18 protein-coding genes and 1 pseudogene are annotated in these 18,564 nt (G+C 73.2%); 11 read left to right on the top strand and 8 right to left on the bottom strand.

What is annotated here, in order from left to right:
• Positions 1 to 59 precede the first annotated feature (59 nt).
• The 3 genes from ABEE00_RS27255 to ABEE00_RS27245 all read left to right on the top strand — a co-directional run bounded on the left by ABEE00_RS27255 (position 60) and on the right by ABEE00_RS27245 (position 3,325).
• Positions 60 to 2,474: a GH92 family glycosyl hydrolase gene (locus tag ABEE00_RS27255; RefSeq protein WP_451918671.1), complete on the top strand. Its 2,415-nt coding sequence runs from the start codon at positions 60 to 62 to the stop codon at positions 2,472 to 2,474.
• A 67-nt stretch (positions 2,475 to 2,541) separates the two neighbouring features.
• Positions 2,542 to 2,736: an aldo/keto reductase gene (locus ABEE00_RS27250; RefSeq protein WP_345748327.1), complete on the top strand. Its 195-nt coding sequence runs from the start codon at positions 2,542 to 2,544 to the stop codon at positions 2,734 to 2,736.
• A 4-nt stretch (positions 2,737 to 2,740) separates the two neighbouring features.
• Positions 2,741 to 3,325 (top strand): aldo/keto reductase, encoded by a 585-nt coding sequence (locus tag ABEE00_RS27245; protein WP_345748326.1) that lies wholly within the window; start codon positions 2,741 to 2,743, stop codon positions 3,323 to 3,325.
• Positions 3,326 to 3,346: 21 nt separating this feature from the next.
• On the opposite strand, the gene ABEE00_RS27240 is transcribed toward ABEE00_RS27245, so the two are convergent.
• A complete protein-coding gene (locus tag ABEE00_RS27240) occupies positions 3,347 to 4,300 on the bottom strand; it encodes an NsdA family TPR-like regulatory protein (protein WP_345748325.1) in 954 nt (317 codons plus the stop codon).
• A gap of 117 nt (positions 4,301 to 4,417) precedes the next feature.
• Positions 4,418 to 4,516: pseudogene (locus tag ABEE00_RS35890) on the bottom strand (helix-turn-helix transcriptional regulator); the annotation flags it as partial.
• Positions 4,517 to 4,684: 168 nt separating this feature from the next.
• Between ABEE00_RS35890 and ABEE00_RS27235 the strand changes: the two are divergent.
• Both ABEE00_RS27235 and ABEE00_RS27230 read left to right on the top strand, forming a co-directional pair.
• On the top strand, positions 4,685 to 4,942 hold the full coding sequence (locus ABEE00_RS27235) for a hypothetical protein (protein WP_345748324.1): 258 nt from the start codon (positions 4,685 to 4,687) through the stop codon (positions 4,940 to 4,942).
• Positions 4,943 to 4,992: 50 nt separating this feature from the next.
• Positions 4,993 to 5,280 carry a hypothetical protein gene (locus ABEE00_RS27230; protein WP_345748323.1) on the top strand — a complete coding sequence of 96 codons (288 nt, stop codon included), beginning with the start codon at positions 4,993 to 4,995 and terminating at the stop codon, positions 5,278 to 5,280.
• A gap of 51 nt (positions 5,281 to 5,331) precedes the next feature.
• Here the strand turns inward: ABEE00_RS27230 and egtD are convergent, their stop codons facing one another.
• The 5 genes from egtD to ABEE00_RS27205 form a co-directional block, all read right to left on the bottom strand.
• Positions 5,332 to 6,321: an L-histidine N(alpha)-methyltransferase gene (gene egtD, locus ABEE00_RS27225; protein WP_345748322.1), complete on the bottom strand. Its 990-nt coding sequence runs from the start codon at positions 6,319 to 6,321 to the stop codon at positions 5,332 to 5,334.
• A complete protein-coding gene (egtC, locus tag ABEE00_RS27220) occupies positions 6,318 to 7,193 on the bottom strand; it encodes an ergothioneine biosynthesis protein EgtC (protein WP_345748321.1) in 876 nt (291 codons plus the stop codon). The genes egtD and egtC overlap by 4 nt, the downstream gene beginning before the upstream one ends.
• Positions 7,193 to 8,608, bottom strand: coding sequence for an ergothioneine biosynthesis protein EgtB (egtB, locus tag ABEE00_RS27215; protein ID WP_345748320.1), 1,416 nt, complete (start codon positions 8,606 to 8,608; stop codon positions 7,193 to 7,195). The genes egtC and egtB overlap by 1 nt, the downstream gene beginning before the upstream one ends.
• Positions 8,608 to 10,065: an ergothioneine biosynthesis glutamate--cysteine ligase EgtA gene (gene egtA / locus ABEE00_RS27210; RefSeq protein ID WP_345748319.1), complete on the bottom strand. Its 1,458-nt coding sequence runs from the start codon at positions 10,063 to 10,065 to the stop codon at positions 8,608 to 8,610. The genes egtB and egtA overlap by 1 nt, the downstream gene beginning before the upstream one ends.
• A gap of 203 nt (positions 10,066 to 10,268) precedes the next feature.
• Positions 10,269 to 11,090: a maleylpyruvate isomerase family mycothiol-dependent enzyme gene (locus ABEE00_RS27205; protein ID WP_345748318.1), complete on the bottom strand. Its 822-nt coding sequence runs from the start codon at positions 11,088 to 11,090 to the stop codon at positions 10,269 to 10,271.
• A gap of 294 nt (positions 11,091 to 11,384) precedes the next feature.
• On the opposite strand from ABEE00_RS27205, the gene ABEE00_RS27200 reads away from it, so the two are divergent.
• The 5 genes from ABEE00_RS27200 to ABEE00_RS27180 all read left to right on the top strand — a co-directional run bounded on the left by ABEE00_RS27200 (position 11,385) and on the right by ABEE00_RS27180 (position 16,502).
• Positions 11,385 to 11,978, top strand: a complete 594-nt coding sequence (locus ABEE00_RS27200) for a (2Fe-2S)-binding protein (RefSeq protein ID WP_345748317.1) — start codon at positions 11,385 to 11,387, stop codon at positions 11,976 to 11,978.
• On the top strand, positions 11,975 to 12,979 hold the full coding sequence (locus ABEE00_RS27195; protein ID WP_345748316.1) for an FAD binding domain-containing protein: 1,005 nt from the start codon (positions 11,975 to 11,977) through the stop codon (positions 12,977 to 12,979). Before ABEE00_RS27200 ends, ABEE00_RS27195 begins: the two co-directional genes overlap by 4 nt.
• Positions 12,980 to 12,992: 13 nt before the next feature.
• A complete protein-coding gene (locus tag ABEE00_RS27190; protein WP_345748315.1) occupies positions 12,993 to 15,146 on the top strand; it encodes a xanthine dehydrogenase family protein molybdopterin-binding subunit in 2,154 nt (717 codons plus the stop codon).
• Between the two features lie 65 nt (positions 15,147 to 15,211).
• Positions 15,212 to 16,039: an LLM class F420-dependent oxidoreductase gene (locus ABEE00_RS27185; protein WP_345748314.1), complete on the top strand. Its 828-nt coding sequence runs from the start codon at positions 15,212 to 15,214 to the stop codon at positions 16,037 to 16,039.
• A 7-nt stretch (positions 16,040 to 16,046) separates the two neighbouring features.
• Positions 16,047 to 16,502 carry a lytic transglycosylase domain-containing protein gene (locus ABEE00_RS27180; RefSeq protein ID WP_345748313.1) on the top strand — a complete coding sequence of 152 codons (456 nt, stop codon included), beginning with the start codon at positions 16,047 to 16,049 and terminating at the stop codon, positions 16,500 to 16,502.
• Between the two features lie 24 nt (positions 16,503 to 16,526).
• On the opposite strand, the gene ABEE00_RS27175 is transcribed toward ABEE00_RS27180, so the two are convergent.
• Positions 16,527 to 16,787, bottom strand: coding sequence for a hypothetical protein (locus tag ABEE00_RS27175; RefSeq protein ID WP_345748312.1), 261 nt, complete (start codon positions 16,785 to 16,787; stop codon positions 16,527 to 16,529).
• Positions 16,788 to 16,975: 188 nt separating this feature from the next.
• On the opposite strand from ABEE00_RS27175, the gene ABEE00_RS27170 reads away from it, so the two are divergent.
• Positions 16,976 to 18,562 carry a hypothetical protein gene (locus ABEE00_RS27170; protein ID WP_451918677.1) on the top strand — a complete coding sequence of 529 codons (1,587 nt, stop codon included), beginning with the start codon at positions 16,976 to 16,978 and terminating at the stop codon, positions 18,560 to 18,562.
• The last annotated feature ends 2 nt before the right edge of the window (positions 18,563 to 18,564 follow it).

The raw sequence follows: 18,564 nt of genomic DNA, 5'->3' as shown, positions 1-18,564 counted from the left end.
GAGGACGCTGTGTGCCGTGCGTGTGACCGACAACGTTGTCGAACTCCCCGGAGGCCGCCGTGGCACGTCAGGTACGCGATGCACGTGAGGGAAGCGCCCGGAGACGCCGAAGAGCCGCGGCGCTGACGGCTGCGGTGGTGTGCGCGGGGCTGCTCGGCTCCCCGCCCGCCGCGACCGCGGCACCGCCGGGCCCCTCCGGGGCGGACCCTTCGGCGCGTGAACGCCTCACCGACCTGGTCAACCCCTTCATCGGCACGCAGAACGAGGGCAACACCTTCCCCGGCGCCGCCGCGCCCTTCGGCAAGGTGCAGCTCTCGCCCGACACCGGGCACACCACCGGTTACGACTGGAAGCACAAGAGCATCCGCGGCTTCTCCGCCGTGCACCTGTCGGGCGTCGGCTGCGGCCTCGGCGGCGATCTGCCGGTGCTGCCCACGACCGGCGACATCACGAGCACCGACAACACCAAGTACGCCGCGGGCTTCCGGCACGAGAACGAGAGCGCTTCGCCGGGCTCGTACGCCGTCCGGTTCGACGACTACGGGGGTACGAGGGCCGAGCTGACCGCCACACGCCACACCGGGCACCAGCGCTACACCTTCCCCGCGACCGAAAAGGCCAATGTCCTGCTCAACACGGGCCAGGCCCTGCACAAGGTCACCGACAGCAAGGTCGAGGTGCTGGACGACCGCACGGTGCGCACCTCCATCACCGGGCGCGGCTTCTGCCAGGACACGCGCCCGTACACGGTGCACACCGTCACCCGCTTCGACCGGCCCTTCGCGGGGCACGGGACGTGGAGCGGCGACACGGTGAGCGCGGGCAGCGACGCCTCGCGCGGTGAGGGCCGGCGCGGCGCGTACGTACGCTTCGACACCCGTGGCGGGGACCGCGATGTGGAGGCGGTGACCTCGCTCTCGTACGTGGATGCCAAGGGCGCGGCGCGCAATCTCGCCGCCGAGGGCGTGCGCTCCTTCGACGCGACCCGGGCCGCGGCGCGCGCGGCCTGGGAGAAGCGGCTCGGGCAGGTGCGGGTGAAGGGCGGCAGCGAGGAGCGGCGCCGCGTCTTCTACTCCTCGCTCTACCGCGCGCTGCTGCACCCGAACGTCGGCGAGGACGTGGACCGCCGCTATCGGGGCTGGGACCAGCGCGTTCACCGCGCGACGGATCACACGTACTACCAGAACTGGTCCCTGTGGGACACCTACCGCACCCAGGCCCAGCTCCTCGCGCTGCTCGCGCCGCGCGAGTCCCGCGACATGGCGCTCTCGCTGCTGGACGTGGACCGGCAGGGCGGCTGGCTGCCGAAGTGGGGGTACGGGACGGTCGAGACCAACATCATGACCGGGGATCCGGTGACGCCGTTCCTCACCAACGCCTATCAGCAGGGATTGCTGAAGGGGCATGAGGAGGAGGCTTACCGGGTCCTGAAGAAGAATGCGGACGGGGTGCCGCCCGCGGATTCCCCGTACGTGGGGCGGATGGGGAACGCGCATTATCTGAAGCACGGGTATGTGCCCCATGTACCGGATGGCAAGCGTGAGAAGCCCGGCGACTCCGACTTCGAGCACGGCGGCTCGGCGACGCTCGAATACGCGCTGTCGGACGGGGCGTTGGCGCGGATGGCCCGCGATCTGGGGCATGGGGACGACGCGGCGCGGTATGCGCGGCGTGCCGGGAATTACCGCAGCGTCTTCGATGCGAGCACTGGCTTCTTCCGGGCGCGGGACGGTGCGGGGAAGTTCACCGGGCCTGCCGATCCGGCCAAGAGCGAGGGGTTCCACGAGGGGACGTCCTGGCAGTACATGTGGCTGGCGCCGCAGGATCCGCGCGGGCTGATGCGGCTCATCGGCGGGAGGGAGAAGACGGAGAAGCGGCTCGACTCCTTCTTCGCCTACGACCAGTTGGTGAAGGATCCCGGGAAGACCGCGCGCGAGGTGTGGGTGAATGGGCCGTACGACTACTACAACGCGGACAAGTACAACCCGCAGAACGAGCCGGATCTGATCGCGCCGTATATGTATCTGTCGACCGGTACGCCGTGGAAGACGACCGATGTGGTGCACGCGGCGCTGGGGCTTTTCACGACGGGCCCCGACGGGGTGACCGGTAATGACGACCTGGGGACCATGTCGTCGTGGATGGTGCTCACGTCGATGGGCGTCTTTCCCGTGTATCCCGGGACGGACACGTGGGGGTTGTCGGCGCCGGCTTTCGACAGGGTGGACGTCACCCTGGACCGCGCTTTCTGGCCGCGCGGCCGGCTGTCCGTACGGGCCGAGGGTGCGGGTTCCGGGGACGGCAAGTACATCCGCTCCGCGCGGTTGGGCGGCGCGAACCTGTCCCGTACGTGGGTGAGCACGGCCGACATCCGGCGCCAGGGTTCGTTGACCTTCAAGCTCGGCGCGACGCCCTCGCGTTGGGGCACGGGTGCGGGGGATGGGCCGCCCGCGGCGCCGGGGGTGGGCGGCTGAGGAGGCGGGCGCGCGGCGCCGGTCGTGCGCCCCTTACCTGTTCCGCTTGCTTGGACTGCGCTCCAAGGTGACGAAGTTGCTGCGGGCGGCCGTCGACCGCGGGGTGACGTTCTTCGACACTGCCGAGGTCTACGGCCCGTTCGCCAATGAGGAACTGGTCGGTGAGGCGCTGGAGCCGGTCCGCGACCAGGTGGTGCTCTGCTCGCCACCAAATTCGGCATCAGGCACGGCGAGCACGGGCCGACCCCGATGTGCCTGTTGAAGACGTGGCCGGCACGGTCAAGGAGCTGATCGCAGAAGGCAAGGTGAAGCACTTCGGTTTGTCCGAGGCCGGTGCCGCGACGATTCGTCGCGCCCATGCCGTGCAGGCGGTGACGGCGCTGCAAAGCGAGTATTCGCTCTGGATGCGCGAGCACGAAACCGAGGTCATTCCGACCCTGGAGGAATTGGGCATCGGCCTGGTGCCCTACAGCCCGCTCGGCAAGGGATTTCTGACCGGCACGATCGATTCCCGTACGTCGCTGGCCGACGACGACCTCCGCCGCCTGCTGCCGCGCTTCAGCCCCGAAGCGCGGCAGGCCAACCAGGTGCTGGTCGACCTGTTGCGGCAGATCGCCGACGACAAGGGGGCCACGCAGGCCCAGATCGCTCTCGCCTGGGTGCTGGCGCAGAAGCCGTGGTGCGTACCGATACCCGGCACCACCAAATTGCACCGCCTGGAAGAGAACCTGGGCGCGCTCGACGTCGAGCTGACACCCGGCGACCTGCACCGGATCGAAGAGGCCGCGGCCGGCATCCGGATCCACGGCGACCGTGTCCCTGAGCAGCTACGGTCACGGTTCGACCGCTGACAGCGTCGCTGATCGACCGGATCAGAGCAGGTCGATGTCGGCGAGTACGCGGCGTGCCTGCTTGCCCGGTGTGGCATAGCGCCATGGTTCCAACCGGTCCCAGGCGGTGAGGAGTTCGGTCCTCAGGCGGCCCGAGCCCACGGCCGCTGACGGTACGGCGTCTTGTAGCGCGGCGACTGCGGCTTCCGGCTGCTTCGCGTCGGCGAGGGAGGCGGCGTACCGGGCGGTGAACACCGCGCGGTCCCGCACCCCCACCCGCCGGTCGGCGATGATGTCCGGCCACAGCGCCGCCGCTTCGCTTCCGAGCCGTAGGCGGGTGTAGCAGGTGGCCCGTTGGGCGTCGAGATAGCGGGCACCGCCGACCGCGAGGCCCCACGGATATCCGTCGTGGATCTTGTCGACCAGGGGCTCGGCCCGGTTCAGCGCGATGTCGGCCCCGGCGCGGTCGCCGATCAACGCGTAGCCGTGTGCCTGCGCTTGGAGTGCCTGCACCCTGATCTTGGGGCACATGCGCCGCTCGTTGTCGACGGCGGACGCGGCGAATTCGAGGGTGGACCGCCCGTCGCCGCGATCCGCCTCGACCATTGCGCGGTTGACCAGGGCGTGCGCGACGAGTTGGGGCTCGTCGCCGCGGTGCGCGAGATCGATCATGCGGGTGCCCCACTGCCGGCCTTCGCGCGTCGCACCGGACACCCGGTACAGCCACGACGTCATGATCCCGTACGCGGCGGTGGTCTGCCAGAGCTGTTTGCGGCCCTTGCCGGTGGCTCCGGATGCCAACCCGGCGAGGGTGCCGGCTTGTTGCACCACCGTCGGCAGCACCTGCTGCGGGCCGATCAGGCCATCTGCCTGTACGTGCCCGCGCAGTTGGTCCTGGAAATACTTCACGATGTCGTTCGTGGTGCCGGGCGGAACGTGCAGCGCCGCCGCGGCCGCTATCGCCGCGGAATCGAATACGAAGGTGCGTCGGTCCACAGGGTTTTCCCCCTGTTCAGGAAGTGGCGCGTCACTCAGGATCGCGGCGAGTTCCTCCCGCGACAGGTGCAGCGCGCCACGGAGCCGGGGCCAGTACACGCCGTACGGGGTGCTTCTGCCGCGTTCCCAGTTCCGGTAGGTGCTGGGTGCCACTCCGACGGCGGCTGCCAGTTTCTCCTGAGTGTAGCCGCACGCCTTGCGCCGAACGACGAGCATCTGACGCACAGTCATTTCGCCTCCGCGTGACCCGTGTTGTCGCAGCTCAGGCTAGAGCAGTGCCGGGGTCCGCGTGACACTTTGGCGATTCTTCCCGACGGCCGTTCCCGCCCCTTCGTCGTTGACTCGGATGTCGTTGCACAAAACAATTTCCGAGGCGGGCGAAACATGACCACGAACATTCATGAAGGATTCCAACCGGGCGACATCGTGCGGCAGGACGTCAAATTTCGTACGGGGCGTGTGGTGAAACGGACGGGGCCCGTGCCGTTCGTGTACGCGGTGGAGTTGGCGGACGGGATGACCGTGTTCGCGTACGAGGGGGAATTGCGCGAGGCCACGCGCAAGGAATCCGAGGACTACGAGCGGGCCCGTACGAAGTGGCGGGAGCGGCGGGCGCTCATCGAGGGGGCCGGGTCCCCCTGACGGCGCCGGCCCCCGTGCCCGCACGCGGCGGCTGACCTAGCGTCGGCCCCATGTCGCATCACGCAGCGCGCTACGAGATCGCCGTCACGCCCCAGCCGCCCGAGGAGGAGGCCGAGGCCAGTGAGGCCGAGGTCGCGGACACGGCCGTGCGCCGGGAGTGGGTGCACGCCACGGGGGAGACCGGGGCCAGCGGGTACCCCCGGTACGCGGGCGAGGGGCTGGTCGCCGACATCGACCCCGCGGGGCCCTCGGTGGAGGCGATCACCGTGGACGGCGCGGAGCTCACGTACGGCTGGACGGCCGACGTCGTGAACGAGGAGCGCGGCCGGGCGGATTGAGGACCGCGGGAGTCGGCATCCGCCCGGCCGCGCTCACACAGCCAGACCCGCTCAGGCCCGCTCGGGGACGGCCAGCGAGAGCGCGTAGCGCTCCGCCTCGTCCGTCCACCAGTGGCGGAGGGCCAGGCCCGCCGCCGCGAGCTCCGCGCGTACACCCTCCTGGCGGAACTTCGCGGAGATCTCCGTCCGCAGGTCCTCGCCCTCGGCGAAGTGCACCGCCAGGTCCAGGTCGCGGACCTTGACGGTCTGCTCCCTGGTGGCGCGCAGCCGCATCTCGATCCACTCGTTGTCCGGGTCCCAGAGCGCGAGGTGCCGGAAGGCGGCGGGGTCGAAGTCCGCGCCGAGCTCGCGGTTGAGCACGCTCAGCACGTTCTTGTTGAAGCGCGCCGTGACGCCCTGCGGATCGTCGTAGGCGGCGACCAGGACAGCGGGGTCCTTCACCAGGTCCGTGCCGAGGAGCAGCGCGTCCTGTGGGCCGAGCGCGCCCCGTACCCGCTTGAGGAACGCGGCCCGCTCCTCCGGCGGCAGGTTCCCGACCGTGCCGCCGAGGAACGCCAGCAGGCGCGGCTCGCCCGTGCCCTCCAGGCCCAGGTCGCGGCCGAAGTCGGCGGCGATGGCGCGCACGTGGAGCGTCGGGAAGTCGGAGCGCAGCGCCTCGGCGGCCCCGCGCAGCGCGCTGTCGCTCACGTCCACCGGCACGTAGCCGCGCAGCGAGCCCCACTCGCGCAGCGCGCTGAGCAGCAGCCGGGTCTTCTCGGATGAGCCCGAGCCCAGCTCGACCAGGGTCGCGGCGCGGGTGGCGGCGGCGATGCGCGGGGCGCGGGCCTCCAGGATCTCCCGCTCGGCGCGGGTCGGGTAGTACTCGGGGAGCCGGGTGATCTCCTCGAACAGTTCGCTGCCCCGCGCGTCGTAGAACCACTTGGGCGGCAGCGACTTGTCCTCAGCCGTCAGCCCCGCGAGGGCGTCGGCGCGCAGCGCGGCGGCCGCGTAGCCGGCGGGCAGCCGGTCGTCGAGCACGAAGCGTTCTGACGGGCTCGTCATGGAGCGGGGGTCCTCTCGGTGGTGGCGAGGCGCACGCCGGACGGCGGCGCGGCGGGCGAGGGCTGCGCTGCGGCCTGTACGGGCTGTGCCAGCGGCTCCGTGCGCACCGAGGCGCGGTCGGCGGTGAGCAGCGAGCACTCGGGCACTTCGAGCCATTCCTGCGCGCCCTCGCGTGCGGCGGGCCCGGTGGCGGAGTCCGGCTCGGACGCGACGATCAGCCCGTACGCGTCGTACCGGTACCAGAGCGTGTCGCCCCAGCGGGTCGCGTGGATGCTCCGGCCGTCGGTCAGCAGCAGATTGAGCCGGGCCTGCGGACGTACGGCGGCGACCTGCCGCACCACGGCGGACAGCGCGGCGCCCGGCGGCTCACCGGCGGCGAGTCTCGCGTGCACGGCGGCCCACAGCACCGCCGCGTCGCAGCGCGCCTCCAGCCGCAGCAGCTCCTCCGCTGAGAGCCCCAACCCGGCATCCCGGGGCAGCAGTTGCCAGTCGGAGACCGCGCCGTTGTGGCTGAACAGCCAGGGGCCCGCGCGGTACGGGGCGACGGCGGCCTCGTCGTACGCGGTGCCCGGCGTGGCGTCCCGGACGGCTGCCAGAACGCAGCCGCTGCGCAGGACGCGGGCGAGGTCGGACAGGTTCGGGTCGGACCAGACGGGCACGGCGCGGCGGTAACGGGCGGGCTCGGGACCCCCGTTGGCCTCCGCTTCCGGTGGGGGCTCCGGGTACCAGCCGATGCCGAAGCCGTCCGCGTTCACCGTGCCGTGCCGCTGCCTCCGGGGCGCGTACGACTGCTCGTACAGGCCGTGCGGCGGATCCAGCAGGAGCCCGGCGAGCGGGCGCGGCGCGCCGAGGTAGGCGAGGTGACGGCACATCAGACGGCCCCCGAGGGATTGCCGGTCGTGGCACCGTGGCCCGGCGCGGCGTCGCGCGCGGTGCGGAAGCCCGCGAAGATCTGGCGCCGGATCGGGAAGTCCCAGTTGCGGAAGGTCCCGCGGCAGGCGACCTCGTCGGTGCCGAAGGAGCCGCCGCGCAGCACCTTGTGCTCGGTGCCGAAGAAGACCTCCGAATACTCGCGGTACGGGAACGCCTCGAACCCCGGATAGCCGATGAAGTCCGTGGCCGTCCACTCCCACACGTCGCCGAGCAACTGCCGCGCGCCGCAGGGTGCTTCGCCCTCGGGGTACGCGCCGGCCGGTGCGGGGCGCAGATGGCGTTGGCCCAGGTTGGCGTGTTCGGGGCCCGGCGGGGTGTCGCCCCAGGGGTAGCGGGTGCAGGTCCCCGTCCGGGGCGACCAGCGCGCGGCCTTCTCCCACTCGGCCTCTGTGGGCAGTCGCCGCCCGGCCCAGCGGGCGTACGCGTCGGCCTCGTACCAGCTCACATGCACCACCGGCTCGTCGGGCCGCACCGGCTCGTGGTGCCCGAAGCGGCGGCGCATCCAGGTGCCGCCCTCGCGGTACCAGAACAGCGGCGCCTCCAGGTCCGCGTGCTTCCGGTAGGCCCAGCCGGTGGTGCTCCACCAGCGCGGGTCCGCGTAGCCGCCGTCCTCGATGAAGCGCTGGAACGCGGCGTTGGTGACCGGCACGGTGTCCAGGTGGAAGGCGGGCACCTGCACCAGGTGCTCGGGGCGCTCGTTGTCCAGCGCCCACGGGTCCTCGCTGGTGCCCATGGTGAACGGGCCGCCGGGGACCAGGACTTCGGCGGGGAGGTCGCCGGCCGCGGGGTCCCCTTCCGGCTCGGGCGCCGTGAGGACCGGCTCGCCCCTGCGGAGCTGGTGGGTGGCGAGCATGGTCTCGTCGTGCTGCTGCTCGTGCTGGGCGATCATGCCGAAGACGAAGCCGTCCTCCAGCAGGCGTTCGCCGGGGGAGTCGAGAGGGGCGTCCTGGAGGATGGCCAGGACGCGTTCGCGCACCTCGGACGCGTACGCCTCGGCCTCGTCCGGCGCGAGCAGCGGCAGCGCCGGGCGGTCGGCGCGCGGGTGCTGGAAGGCGTCGTAGAGGCGGTCGAGCTCGGGGCGCAGCGCCGGGCGCCTGCCCGCCTCGCGGAGCAGCCAGATCTCCTCCTGGTTGGCGATGTGGGCCAGGTCCCACACCAGCGGTGACATCAACGGCGAGTGCTGGGCGGTGAGTTCGTCGTGACCCAGACACTCCGCGGTGAGCGCGAGCGTGCGCCGCCGCGCCCGCCGCAGCGCCGCCTCCGCTTCGCGCCGGATGCCCCGCGCGGCGTCGTGGCCCGGCGCCGGGGAGGAGGGGGCGGAGGACGGGGGAGCGACGGTCGGGGTTTCGGTCATCACGGTGCTCCTTCTACGAGATCCGCGGATTCCGGTATGGAGGATGCGGGTGATACGGGCGGTACGGGGCGGTGGTGCGCGGGTGGCGCGGGAGGGAACACGTCGGGCGGGCTCGCGGTGCCCGCGTACTCGCCCCGGTGCGGGGCTGTGTTGCTGCTGTTTCCGCTGTTCCCACTGCTCCCGCCGTTCCCGCCGTTCTCGCGCAGTGCGTCGAGCCTGTCGTCGGCCGGACATCGGCCGCGCAGCGCGTAGCGCTCGGCGAAGGCGGCCACCGCCTCCCGCGCCCCGGCCGGTGCGGCCTGGCGCGCGAGGGCTTCCTGCGCGGCGGCGAAGCAGGCCCGCACCGCCCGGCCGACCTCGGGGTCGGCGGGCCCCGCGCGGGCCGCGCGCAGCCACACCGGCCACGGCGCGAACTCCCGCCCGGGGGCGAGCGGTTCGGTCGCGGCGCGCGCGGCGGCCGAGGCAACGGGGTCGTCCAGCAGCGCGGCGGTCACCAGCAGCGGGACCTGCCAGTCGTCGCCGTGCTGCGCGTCCACCATCCGCAGCTCCAGCCAGCCGCGCGGCCGCACCGGAGGGAAGAGGGTGGACAGGTGGTAGTCGACGTCCTCCAGGTCGGGTGGCCGGCCCGCGCCGTTCAGGCTCCCCGCGCCGTTCCCGCCGTCCCGCAGCCAGTCCCGCAGGGTCAGGCCCCGCGGCACCGTCCACGGGCCAGGGCCCTCGCCCCGTACGCACAGCAGCGGTGCGTCCAGCGCGTGCCGTGCCCAGGAGTCGCGCGGTCCGCCGCCGGGCTCGGGCGGGCGCACGCGGGAGGGGTCCATGTGGGACCAGACGGCCTGCCGGGTGGAGGCCCAGCCGGTCGGACGGCCGTTCCACAGCGGGGAGTTGGCGAAGGCGGCGATGAGTACGGGGCCGAGCCGGTGCGCCATGTTCCAGCGCGCCCGGTAGCCGAGCGGGCCCTCGCTCTCGTCCCCCGCGTCGATGTTGATCTGGACGGAGGCGGTGGCCCGCATCATCATGCGGCCCCATGGGCCCTCGCGGTCGAAGTACGTCTCCATCGCCCGGTAGCGGGGGTGGTCGAGTATCCGCGGGGGCAGCCGGTGTGCGTCGAGACCGCTGCCGTCGGGTATCAGACCCGCCCGCGCGAGGGTCTGCCGCAGCCGCTCCGCGTCGGCCGCCATCGCGGCGGCGCAGCGTGCGGGGGTGTCGGCGGGCAGGGAGCTCAACTCGACCTGTCCGCCAGGCTCCTGGGTGACCCGGCTTCCGCCGGGCAGCGCGCCCGGTTCCCGCAGCGGGGCGAGCGCCTCGTGGAGACGCCGCGCGGGAACCGCCAGTGCCGGGCGCCCGCGGTCCCTCACGAGCCATTCGAGCTCCACCCCGGTGCGCCGGGGCGGTCCCGTCTTGAAGCAGATACCGGAGACGTGCGCTGCGACTTCGCTTTCCTTGAGAGGGGCGCCCACGGCTGTTCCTCCTGGCGAGGTGCGGATGGGTCCACGCGGTGAAACGGGCCGAACCTGCGGATGCTTCCCCGCCCGGCGCCCCGGGACACAGGAATGCGGGATTCGGGGCGAAAGGCGGGCCGCGCTCCGCGTGCCAGTGAACCGCGCGCCGGCGGACCGCGCATCTCGCGACCGTACGCCGGAGCCTCGCGCGGGCAGCCGCCTCACGCCGCCAGGAACCGCCCCCGCAGTTTCGCCGCCAGCCACGGGCGTCTGCCTCTGGCGGTGGTCCCGCCGGTGAGGGCCGCTCTCCACTGGCTCGTGCGGCCGTAGTTGAGGAGCAGCGCGGTGACCGGGGACGCCGTGATGGTCACGTCGGGGCGGTGTTCTCCGGGCGGGTCGACGGTGAGGCCGCCGTCCTCGAAGCGGTAGAGGTACGTGGCGGCGCAGGCCCCCTCGCCGCGCAGCCTGAAGGCGTACGTGGCCGTGTGCCCGGCGGCCCGGCGCGGGTCCACCCATCCGGGCAGCACCTGGTGCAGCCCCTCCATCACCAGCGGGACGTATTCCGGCGCGATGGGCCAGGGCCGCCCCAGCGCGCGGGCGATGTCGTGGCCGTGCACCAGGAACTCGCCCAGCAGCGTGCCGAGCGCCAGGTCGGGCCGCACCCGCTGCCCGCCGTCGAAGAACATCAGGGGCTGCTCGTCCCCGAAGTCCTGGACGGTGGCGACGAAGGAGCGCAGGTCCTTGCCCAGCCGGTCGGCGAGCGCGGGAAGGTCGCGGGTGGGCAGGGTGCGGACCTGCTCCGCGTTGAACGCCGGGAGCTCCGCGACCTGCTCCGGGTACTCGTCTCCGCCCAGCGCGAGGTCGCGGTACCGGCCCGGCTCCATGGCCACGTGGCCGAAGACCTCGGTGACCGTCCACGCCGGGGTCGCGGGCACCCGGCGGTCCGGCTCCCGCGCCGAGAGCACCAGCTCGGTGAACGCGTCGGCCGCCGACAGCGCGGCCGAGGCCAGCTCGCCGCGCGTGACGGGCGTGTGCCTGCCCACTTGCACCTCACCGGGTCGGAACGTGTACGCCGTGCCGGACAGCACCCTGGTCACAGCCCTGACACCGGTGTCAAGAAGCCCGCGGCAGCAGGGCGGAAAGCCGGCCGGCGCAGTCCGGAAAGCCCGCCGCCGCGCCGCGGGAAGCCCGCGGCCGCGCCGGGAAGCCGGCTGCCGCGCCTCGGGAAGCCCGCCGCCGTACGCCGCGAGACCCGCTCCGGTCCGGCCCCGCTCCCGCCTCCGCCAGGTGGGCCAAGCACGTTTCGGGGTACCGGTGGCGGTGGTACCGCGGGCGGGATGGATGCTCGGATCACGTTGTGGGTGGACGGCGAGGAGCGGCCCCTGGCCGTGGATACCCGCACCACCGTGCTGGACGCGCTGCGCGACAGGCTCGCGGTCACCTCCCCGAAGAAGGGGTGCGACCACGGGCAGTGCGGCGCCTGCACCGTTCTGCTGGACGGCCGGAGGGCGCTGAGCTGCCTCGCCCTCGCCGTCGCGCACGACGGTGCGCGGGTGACCACCGCGCGGGGGCTGTGCGAAGGGGATCCGGAGGAGGGCGGCAGACTCCACCCCGTACAGCGCGCTTTCCTCGAACACGACGCCTACCAGTGCGGATACTGCACACCGGGCCAGATCTGCTCGGCCGCCGGCATGCTGCGGGAGGCGGCAGAGGGGCACCCCAGCGTGGTGACGGCCGACCTCGCGGAGGAGATCACCGCGGAGGGCCTCGACGACGCGGAGCTGCGCGAGCGGATGAGCGGCAACCTGTGCCGCTGCGGCGCGTACGGGGGCATCCTCGCCGCCGTACGGGAGGCCGCGCGGGACGAGGCGGCGCGCGGCGGGCCGGAGCACGGCGGGCCGGAGCACAGCGCAGGGGCGGTGCGGTCGTGAAGCCCTTCGAGTACCGGCGGGCCGAGGACGTGGGCGGCGCCGTCGCGGCGGTCGCGGGGCACCCCGAGGCGGTGTTCCTGGCGGGCGGCACCAACCTCGTGGACCACCTGAGGCTGGGTGTGGCCCGGCCCGACCTGCTCGTGGACGTCTCCCGGCTGCCCCTGGACACCGTGGACGAACTGCCCGACGGCGGGCTGCACATCGGCGCCACCGTGCGCAACAGCGACCTCGCCGCGCACCCCCTCGTACGCCGCCGCTATCCGGTGCTCTCGCAGGCGCTGCTCTCCGGCGCCTCGGGGCAGCTCCGGAACGCCGCGACCACCGGCGGCAACCTGCTCCAGCGCACCCGCTGCGCCTACTTCCAGGACGTCACCACCCCCTGCAACAAGCGCGAGCCCGGCACAGGCTGCTCGGCCGACGGGGGCTGGACCCGCTATCACGCGATCCTCGGCGCCTCCGAGCACTGCCTCGCGGTGCACCCCTCGGACATGGCCGTGGCCCTGTGCGCGCTGGACGCCACGGTGGTCACGCTGGGGCGGCACGGTGATCAACGGCGGGTCCCGGCGCGGGAGTTCCACCGGCTGCCCGGGGACAGCCCGGAGCGGGACACCGTGCTGGAGCACGGCGAGCTGATCACCGGGGTCGAGCTGCCGCCGGTCCCGTACGCGGCGCACCGCTCCGCCTACCGCAAGGTGCGGGACCGCGCCTCGTACGCCTTCGCGCTGGTGTCCGTGGCCGCGGCCCTCGACCTGGGCGTGGACGGGCACGTGCGGGAGGCGCGGATCGCGCTCGGCGGGGTCGCGCACAAGCCCTGGCGCGCGACGGCGGCCGAGGAGGCGCTGCGCGGCACGGCGCCCACGCCGGACGCCTTCGCGCACGCGGCCGACGCCGAGCTGGCCGCCGCGCGGCCGCTGCCGGACAACGAGTTCAAGGTCGGCATGGTCCGCGGCGCGCTCACCGCGGTGCTGCGCGGCCTCGCCGCGAAGGAGCACACCGCATGAACGAGCACACCTCATGAACGCGCCCGAGCCGAACCCCCGCGCCACCGGCACCCCGCTGCGCAGGATCGAGGGCCCCGCGAAGGTCACGGGCACCGCGCCGTACGCGTACGAGCAGCAGGCGGAGGGGCCCGCGTACCTCTTCCCGCTCACCGCTCCGGTCGCGCGCGGCCGGGTGCGCGGGATCGACGCCTCGGCCGCCGAGGAGCTGGACGGCGTGCTCGTGGTCCTCACCCACCACAACGCGCCCGCGCTGGAGTCGACGGGCGACGCGGAGCTGGAGATCCTCCAGGGCGACGAGATCCACTTCCGCTGCCAGCTCCTCGGCGCGGTGCTCGCGGACACCCCGGAGACCGCGCGGCACGCGGCCGAACTGGTGCGGATCGACTGCGAGGAGTGGCCGCACGAGACCGAACTCCGCGACGACAGCCGGGAGTTGTACACCCCCGACAAGGTCAACCCCGCCTTCCCCGCGACCTCCGACGAGGGCGGCGAGATCGCCGAGGAGATCGACCAGGCGCTGTACGCGGAGCACGGCTGCGCCGTCGACGTCACCTACACGACGCCGATGGAGCACAACAACCCGATGGAGCCGCACGCCACGACCGCGCTCTGGGAGGAGGGCCCCGAGGGGCCGCGGCTGACCCTCTACGACTCGACCCAGGGCGCCCACACCGTACGCACCACCCTGGCCCCGCTCCTCGGGCTCGACCCCGGCCGTGTACGGGTGATCAACCCGCATGTGGGCGGCGGCTTCGGCTCCAAGGGCATGCCGCACGCGCACAACGTGCTGGCCGCGATGGCCGCCAAGCGGCTCGCCGGGCGCCCCGTGAAGCTCGCGCTCACCCGGCAGCAGATGTTCTCCCTCGTCGGCTACCGCACCCCCACCGTGCAGCGGATGCGACTCGCCGCCACCAAGGACGGCCGGCTGACCGCGCTCGGCCACGACGTGCTCGAACAGACCGCGCGCATCAAGGAGTTCGCCGAGCAGTCGGCGGTGCCCTCGCGGATGATGTACGCCGCGCACTGCCGGCACACCGCGCACCGGCTGGCCGCGCTGGACCTGCCGGTGAACTCCTGGATGCGGGCACCGGGCGAGGCGCCCGGCATGTTCGCGCTGGAGTGCGCCATGGACGAGCTCGCGCACGCCTGCGGCATCGACCCCGTGGAGCTGCGGCTGCGCAACGAGCCGGAGACCGACCCGGAGAGCGGCAATCCGTGGTCCTCGCGGCGGCTGGCGGAGTGCCTGCGCACGGGGGCCGAGCGGTTCGGCTGGTACGAGCGCCCTGCGCCGGGCACGCGGCGCGAGGGCGACTGGCTCGTGGGCCTCGGCGTGGCGGCGGCCACCTACCCGGGCCTGGTGGCACCCGGCAACGTGGCCGAGGTCGAGCACCTGGGCGGCGGCCGCTACGCGGTGCGCATCGGCGCCGCCGACATCGGAACCGGAGCCCGCACCGCGCTCACCCAGATCGCCGCGGACGCCCTGGAGGTGCCGGCCGACGCGGTGCGCGCCGAGATCGGCGACACCGCGCTGCCCTTCGCCACCGTGGCGGGCGGCTCTTCCGGCACCGCCTCCTGGGGCACGGCCGTGGTGGAGGCGGCCCGCGCCTTCCGCGCCGAGCACGGGACGGATCCCGCGCCGGGGGCCCGCGCGCAGGGGGAGATGGAGGGGCCGGCGGACAAGGACCGCTACGCGCTGCACTCCTTCGGCGCTCAGTTCGCCGAGGCACGCGTGGACGTGCACACCGGCGAGGTGCGGGCGCCGAGGATGCTCGGGGTCTTCTCCGCGGGGCGGATCGTCAACCCGCGCACGGCGCGCTCCCAGCTCACCGGCGGGATGCTGATGGGGATGTCGATGGCGCTGTTCGAGGAGAGCGTCCTCGATCACCGCACGGGGCATGTGATGACCCACGACCTCGCCTCGTACCACGTGCCCACGCTCGCGGACGCCGGGGACATCGAGGCGCACTGGCTCGACGACGAGGACCCGCACGCGGGGCCGCTCGGCGCGAAGGGGATCGGCGAGATCGGCATCGTCGGCTCGCCCGCCGCGATCGTCAACGCGGTGCACGACGCGACCGGTGTGCGGGTGCGTCAACTCCCCGTCACCCCGGACAAGTTGCTCGACGCCCGGCGCGGCGCGCTCAGGGGAATGCCGCACGGCGGCTGAACCGTTGCCCTCGCGCGGGGGCGCGTCTATGAACGGAGTGGACCCGACAACGGAGAGGGGACGCCGTGAAGTTCGGCATCTCGACCTTCATCACCGACCAGGGCATCCGCCCGGCGCAGCTCGGCCGCGCGGCGGAGGAGCGCGGCTTCGACCAGCTCCTCATCGCGGAGCACTCCCATATCCCGGTGGAGCGGCGCTCGCCCTATCCGGGCGGCGGCGAGCTGCCGGACATCTACTACCGCACGCTCGACCCGTTCGTGGCGCTGAGCGCCGCGGCCTCGGTGACCGAGCGGCTGCTGCTGGGCACGGGCGTCGCGCTGGTCGCCCAGCGGGACCCGATCCACCTCGCGAAGGAGGTCGCCTCGCTCGACCTGGTCTCCGGGGGCCGCGCCGTGTTCGGCGTCGGCGTCGGCTGGAACCGCGAGGAGATGGAGAACCACGGCACCGACCCCTCCACACGCGGCCGCCTGGTGGACGAGAGGCTGCGCGCGATCAGGAACCTCTGGACCGAGGAGCGCGCCGAGTTCCACGGCGAGTTCGTCGACTTCGACCCGGTCTACTCCTGGCCCAAGCCGGTGCAGAGCCCGCATCCGCCGGTGTACGTGGGCGGCGGCGAGGCCGCGTTCCCGCGGGTCGCCGAGCTCGGCGACGCGTGGCTGGCCAACGGCGCGCCGCCGAAGGAGCTCGGCCCGCAGATGGAGCGGCTGCGCGAGCGGGCAGGGCGGGACGTGCCGGTCACGGTGTACGGCACGGCACACGACGAGGAGTCCGTGCGCGGCTACGCCGAACTGGGCGTGGAACGTGTGCTGTTCTTCCTCCCGACGAGGCCGGAGGCGGAGTCCCTGCACCACCTGGACACCCTGGCCGAGGCGGCCGCAGCCGGGCGGGGCTGAGCGCGCCGTGGCGGAGCCGCGGGCCGGCGTCGTCATACCCGAGCGCTACCGGGCGCTGGTCGAGCGGGCCGCCGGGTACTGCCCCGAGCTGAGCGTGCTGCTCGTCGGCGCGCAGATCCAGGTCGAGTCGGAGTGGGACCCGGACGCGGAGTCGTCGGCGGGCGCTCAGGGCATCGCCCAGTTCATGCCCGGCACCTGGCGCGTGGAGGGCCGGGACTACAGCGGAGACGGCCGCGCCGACGTGTTCGACCCCGAGGACGCGATCCCCTCGCTGGGCGCGTACATGTGCCGGCTGATCGGCGTGGTGCGCGCCGAGGGCATTCCGGGGGACGCCGTGGACCTCGCGCTCGCGGCGTACAACGCGGGCCTCGGTGCGGTACGCAGGTACCGCGGCATACCGCCGTACCCGGAGACCCGCGCGTATCTCAGGAAGGTCCGCGAGCTGGCGCGGGAGAGCGCCTAGCGGGGTCCCGGCCGTGCGCGCGGTTCAGTCGCCCTCGGTGGTGACGACGCAGGCCGTGATCGCGCCGTCCTCGTCGTCGCGCGGGCACCGCCGCTCCAGTTCCCGCCGCTGTTCGGGGGTGAGCCGGTCGTGGCCACCCCCGTTCTCGGGCGCCACGGATTCGCCGGACACCCCGGAGTCGACCCCGGGCCCCTGCTGGAGCAGCAGCGTGCCCCCGCCGCCCAGCACCACCAGCGCGCCCCACGTCACCAGGACCCAGCGCGGTATCCGTCCGCCTCTGCGCATGCCCGTTCCCCCAATGTCACACGTACGGTCGGCGGCGCAGTCTGCCACAGGGGCCGGCCCGTTTCGCGGACGAATACGGTCCCGTGAACGCCCCATGACGCCCATGGACTCCTGCACCCCTCCTCCGTACCGTCGCCGCGTCCGGCTCCGACGGCCCAGCGGAGGGAATCCCCGTGCAACGACCCAAGGTGAAACCGCAGTTCAGATGCGGCTCCCCGGTGCTCGCGCTGCTGGTGTGCGGCCTCCTCGCCGCGCCCGGGACCGCGTACGCCGCTCCCGCCGACCCCTCGCCGGTGCCGCGCGCGCCGGGCCACAGGCTGGTCGAGCGGTACGAGGGCGCGCCGGCCCCCGCGCGGCCCGTGCCGGGGGAGGGGCCGCCGCAGAACCCGTACCTCGCGGACAACGGGCGCAGCGGCATGCACGGCGACGCCGCCTCCAGCGACACCCACCCCTTCCCGGGACCGCAGGGCCGGGACCCGCGGGTGCGCAGCGCGGCGATGGCGCCGGTCGGCGGCGAGTGCGCCACCCTCACCTTCGACAGGGGCGGCCGCATCGTCACGGTGTGCGGCACCTTCCAGGGCTTCCGGGTCAAGCTGCTGGAGCCGGGGAGCCTGCGGACCCTCGCCGAGTACCGGCTGCCGCAGCGGCCCTCCACGGTGGAGGCGGTCTCCCGGCTGGACTTCTCGCGGATCTTCAAGGACACCTCGGGCGGCGCGTACGCCTACCTCGACCACCGCGACCGGCTGGTGCTCGCGGACTCGCGGCAGCACATCCTGCGCCTGTCGCACCGTCAGAAGGCCGACGGCACATGGGAGTTCAGGAAGGACGCCGACTGGGACCTCACGCGGCACGTACCGCACGACTGCGTGAGCTGGACGAACCTGTACCCCAAGGGCCAGTGCGACCCCGTCACCTCGGTCGCGCCCGACTGGGACGGCCGCATCTGGTGGGTCACCCGGCAGGGCCGCATCGGCACCGTGGACCCGCGCGACGGCGCCGTCCGCAGCACGCGGCTGCGCGGCGAGGAGATCCAGAACTCCTTCTCGACCGGTCCCGACGGGGTCTCGATCGTCTCCGACCACGCGCTGTACGCCTTCCGCGCCGACCGCGACGGTACGCCGGCGGCCCGCTGGCGCACCCCGTACGACCGCGGCACGCGCTCCAAGCCGGGCTCGGTCAACCAGGGTTCGGGCACGACGCCGACGCTGCTCGGCGAAGGCCGGGGGAGGGGTGCGGGGCGTTACGTGGCGATCACCGACAACGCCGACGACCGCATGCACCTCCAGGTGCACCGCCGCACCGACGGCTCCCTGGTGTGCAAGGTGCCCCTCTTCCGCAGCGGGGCCTCCACCACGGACAACTCCCTCATCGGCTGGGGCCGCAGCCTGGTCGCGGAGAACAACTACGGCTACGAGAACCCGACGTCCCTGCTCCTCGGCAAGAGCGTGCCCGGCGGGATCACCCGCGTCGACGTGCGCAAGGACGGCAGCGGCTGCGACACCGTGTGGGAGAGCGAGGAGAAGGCGCCGAGCAGCGTGCCCAAACTCTCCACCGGCAACGGGCTGTTGTACTTCTACACGAAGCAGCCCGACCGCCGGGGCATCGACGCCTGGTACCTGACGGCCGTGGACCACCGCACGGGCAAGACCCGCTGGAAGCGGCTCACCGGCACGGGCCCCTTCTACGACAACAACTGGGCCCCGATCACGATCGGCCCTGACGGCACGGCGTACGCGGGGGTCTTCAACGGGCTGGTGTCCGTACGAGATCGCTGAGG

The sequence above is a fragment of the Streptomyces odontomachicola genome (assembly GCF_039605595.1).
Classification (GTDB): Bacteria; Actinomycetota; Actinomycetes; order Streptomycetales; family Streptomycetaceae; genus Streptomyces.
The sequence above is the reverse complement of the archived record's forward strand: the minus strand, read 5'-3'. Positions and strand labels throughout refer to the sequence as shown.

Bases quoted from the DNA above. Each gene is read 5' to 3' on its own strand.
- ABEE00_RS27235 (WP_345748324.1), top strand. From the start codon at position 4,685: ATGACCACGAACATTCATGAAGGATTCCAACCGGGCGACATCGTGCGG.
- ABEE00_RS27230 (WP_345748323.1), top strand. From the start codon at position 4,993: ATGTCGCATCACGCAGCGCGCTACGAGATCGCCGTCACGCCCCAGCCG.
- egtD (WP_345748322.1), bottom strand. From the start codon at position 6,321: ATGACGAGCCCGTCAGAACGCTTCGTGCTCGACGACCGGCTGCCCGCC.
- egtC (WP_345748321.1), bottom strand. From the start codon at position 7,193: ATGTGCCGTCACCTCGCCTACCTCGGCGCGCCGCGCCCGCTCGCCGGG.
- egtB (WP_345748320.1), bottom strand. From the start codon at position 8,608: ATGACCGAAACCCCGACCGTCGCTCCCCCGTCCTCCGCCCCCTCCTCC.
- ABEE00_RS27200 (WP_345748317.1), top strand. From the start codon at position 11,385: ATGGATGCTCGGATCACGTTGTGGGTGGACGGCGAGGAGCGGCCCCTG.
- ABEE00_RS27190 (WP_345748315.1), top strand. From the start codon at position 12,993: ATGAACGCGCCCGAGCCGAACCCCCGCGCCACCGGCACCCCGCTGCGC.
- ABEE00_RS27175 (WP_345748312.1), bottom strand. From the start codon at position 16,787: ATGCGCAGAGGCGGACGGATACCGCGCTGGGTCCTGGTGACGTGGGGC.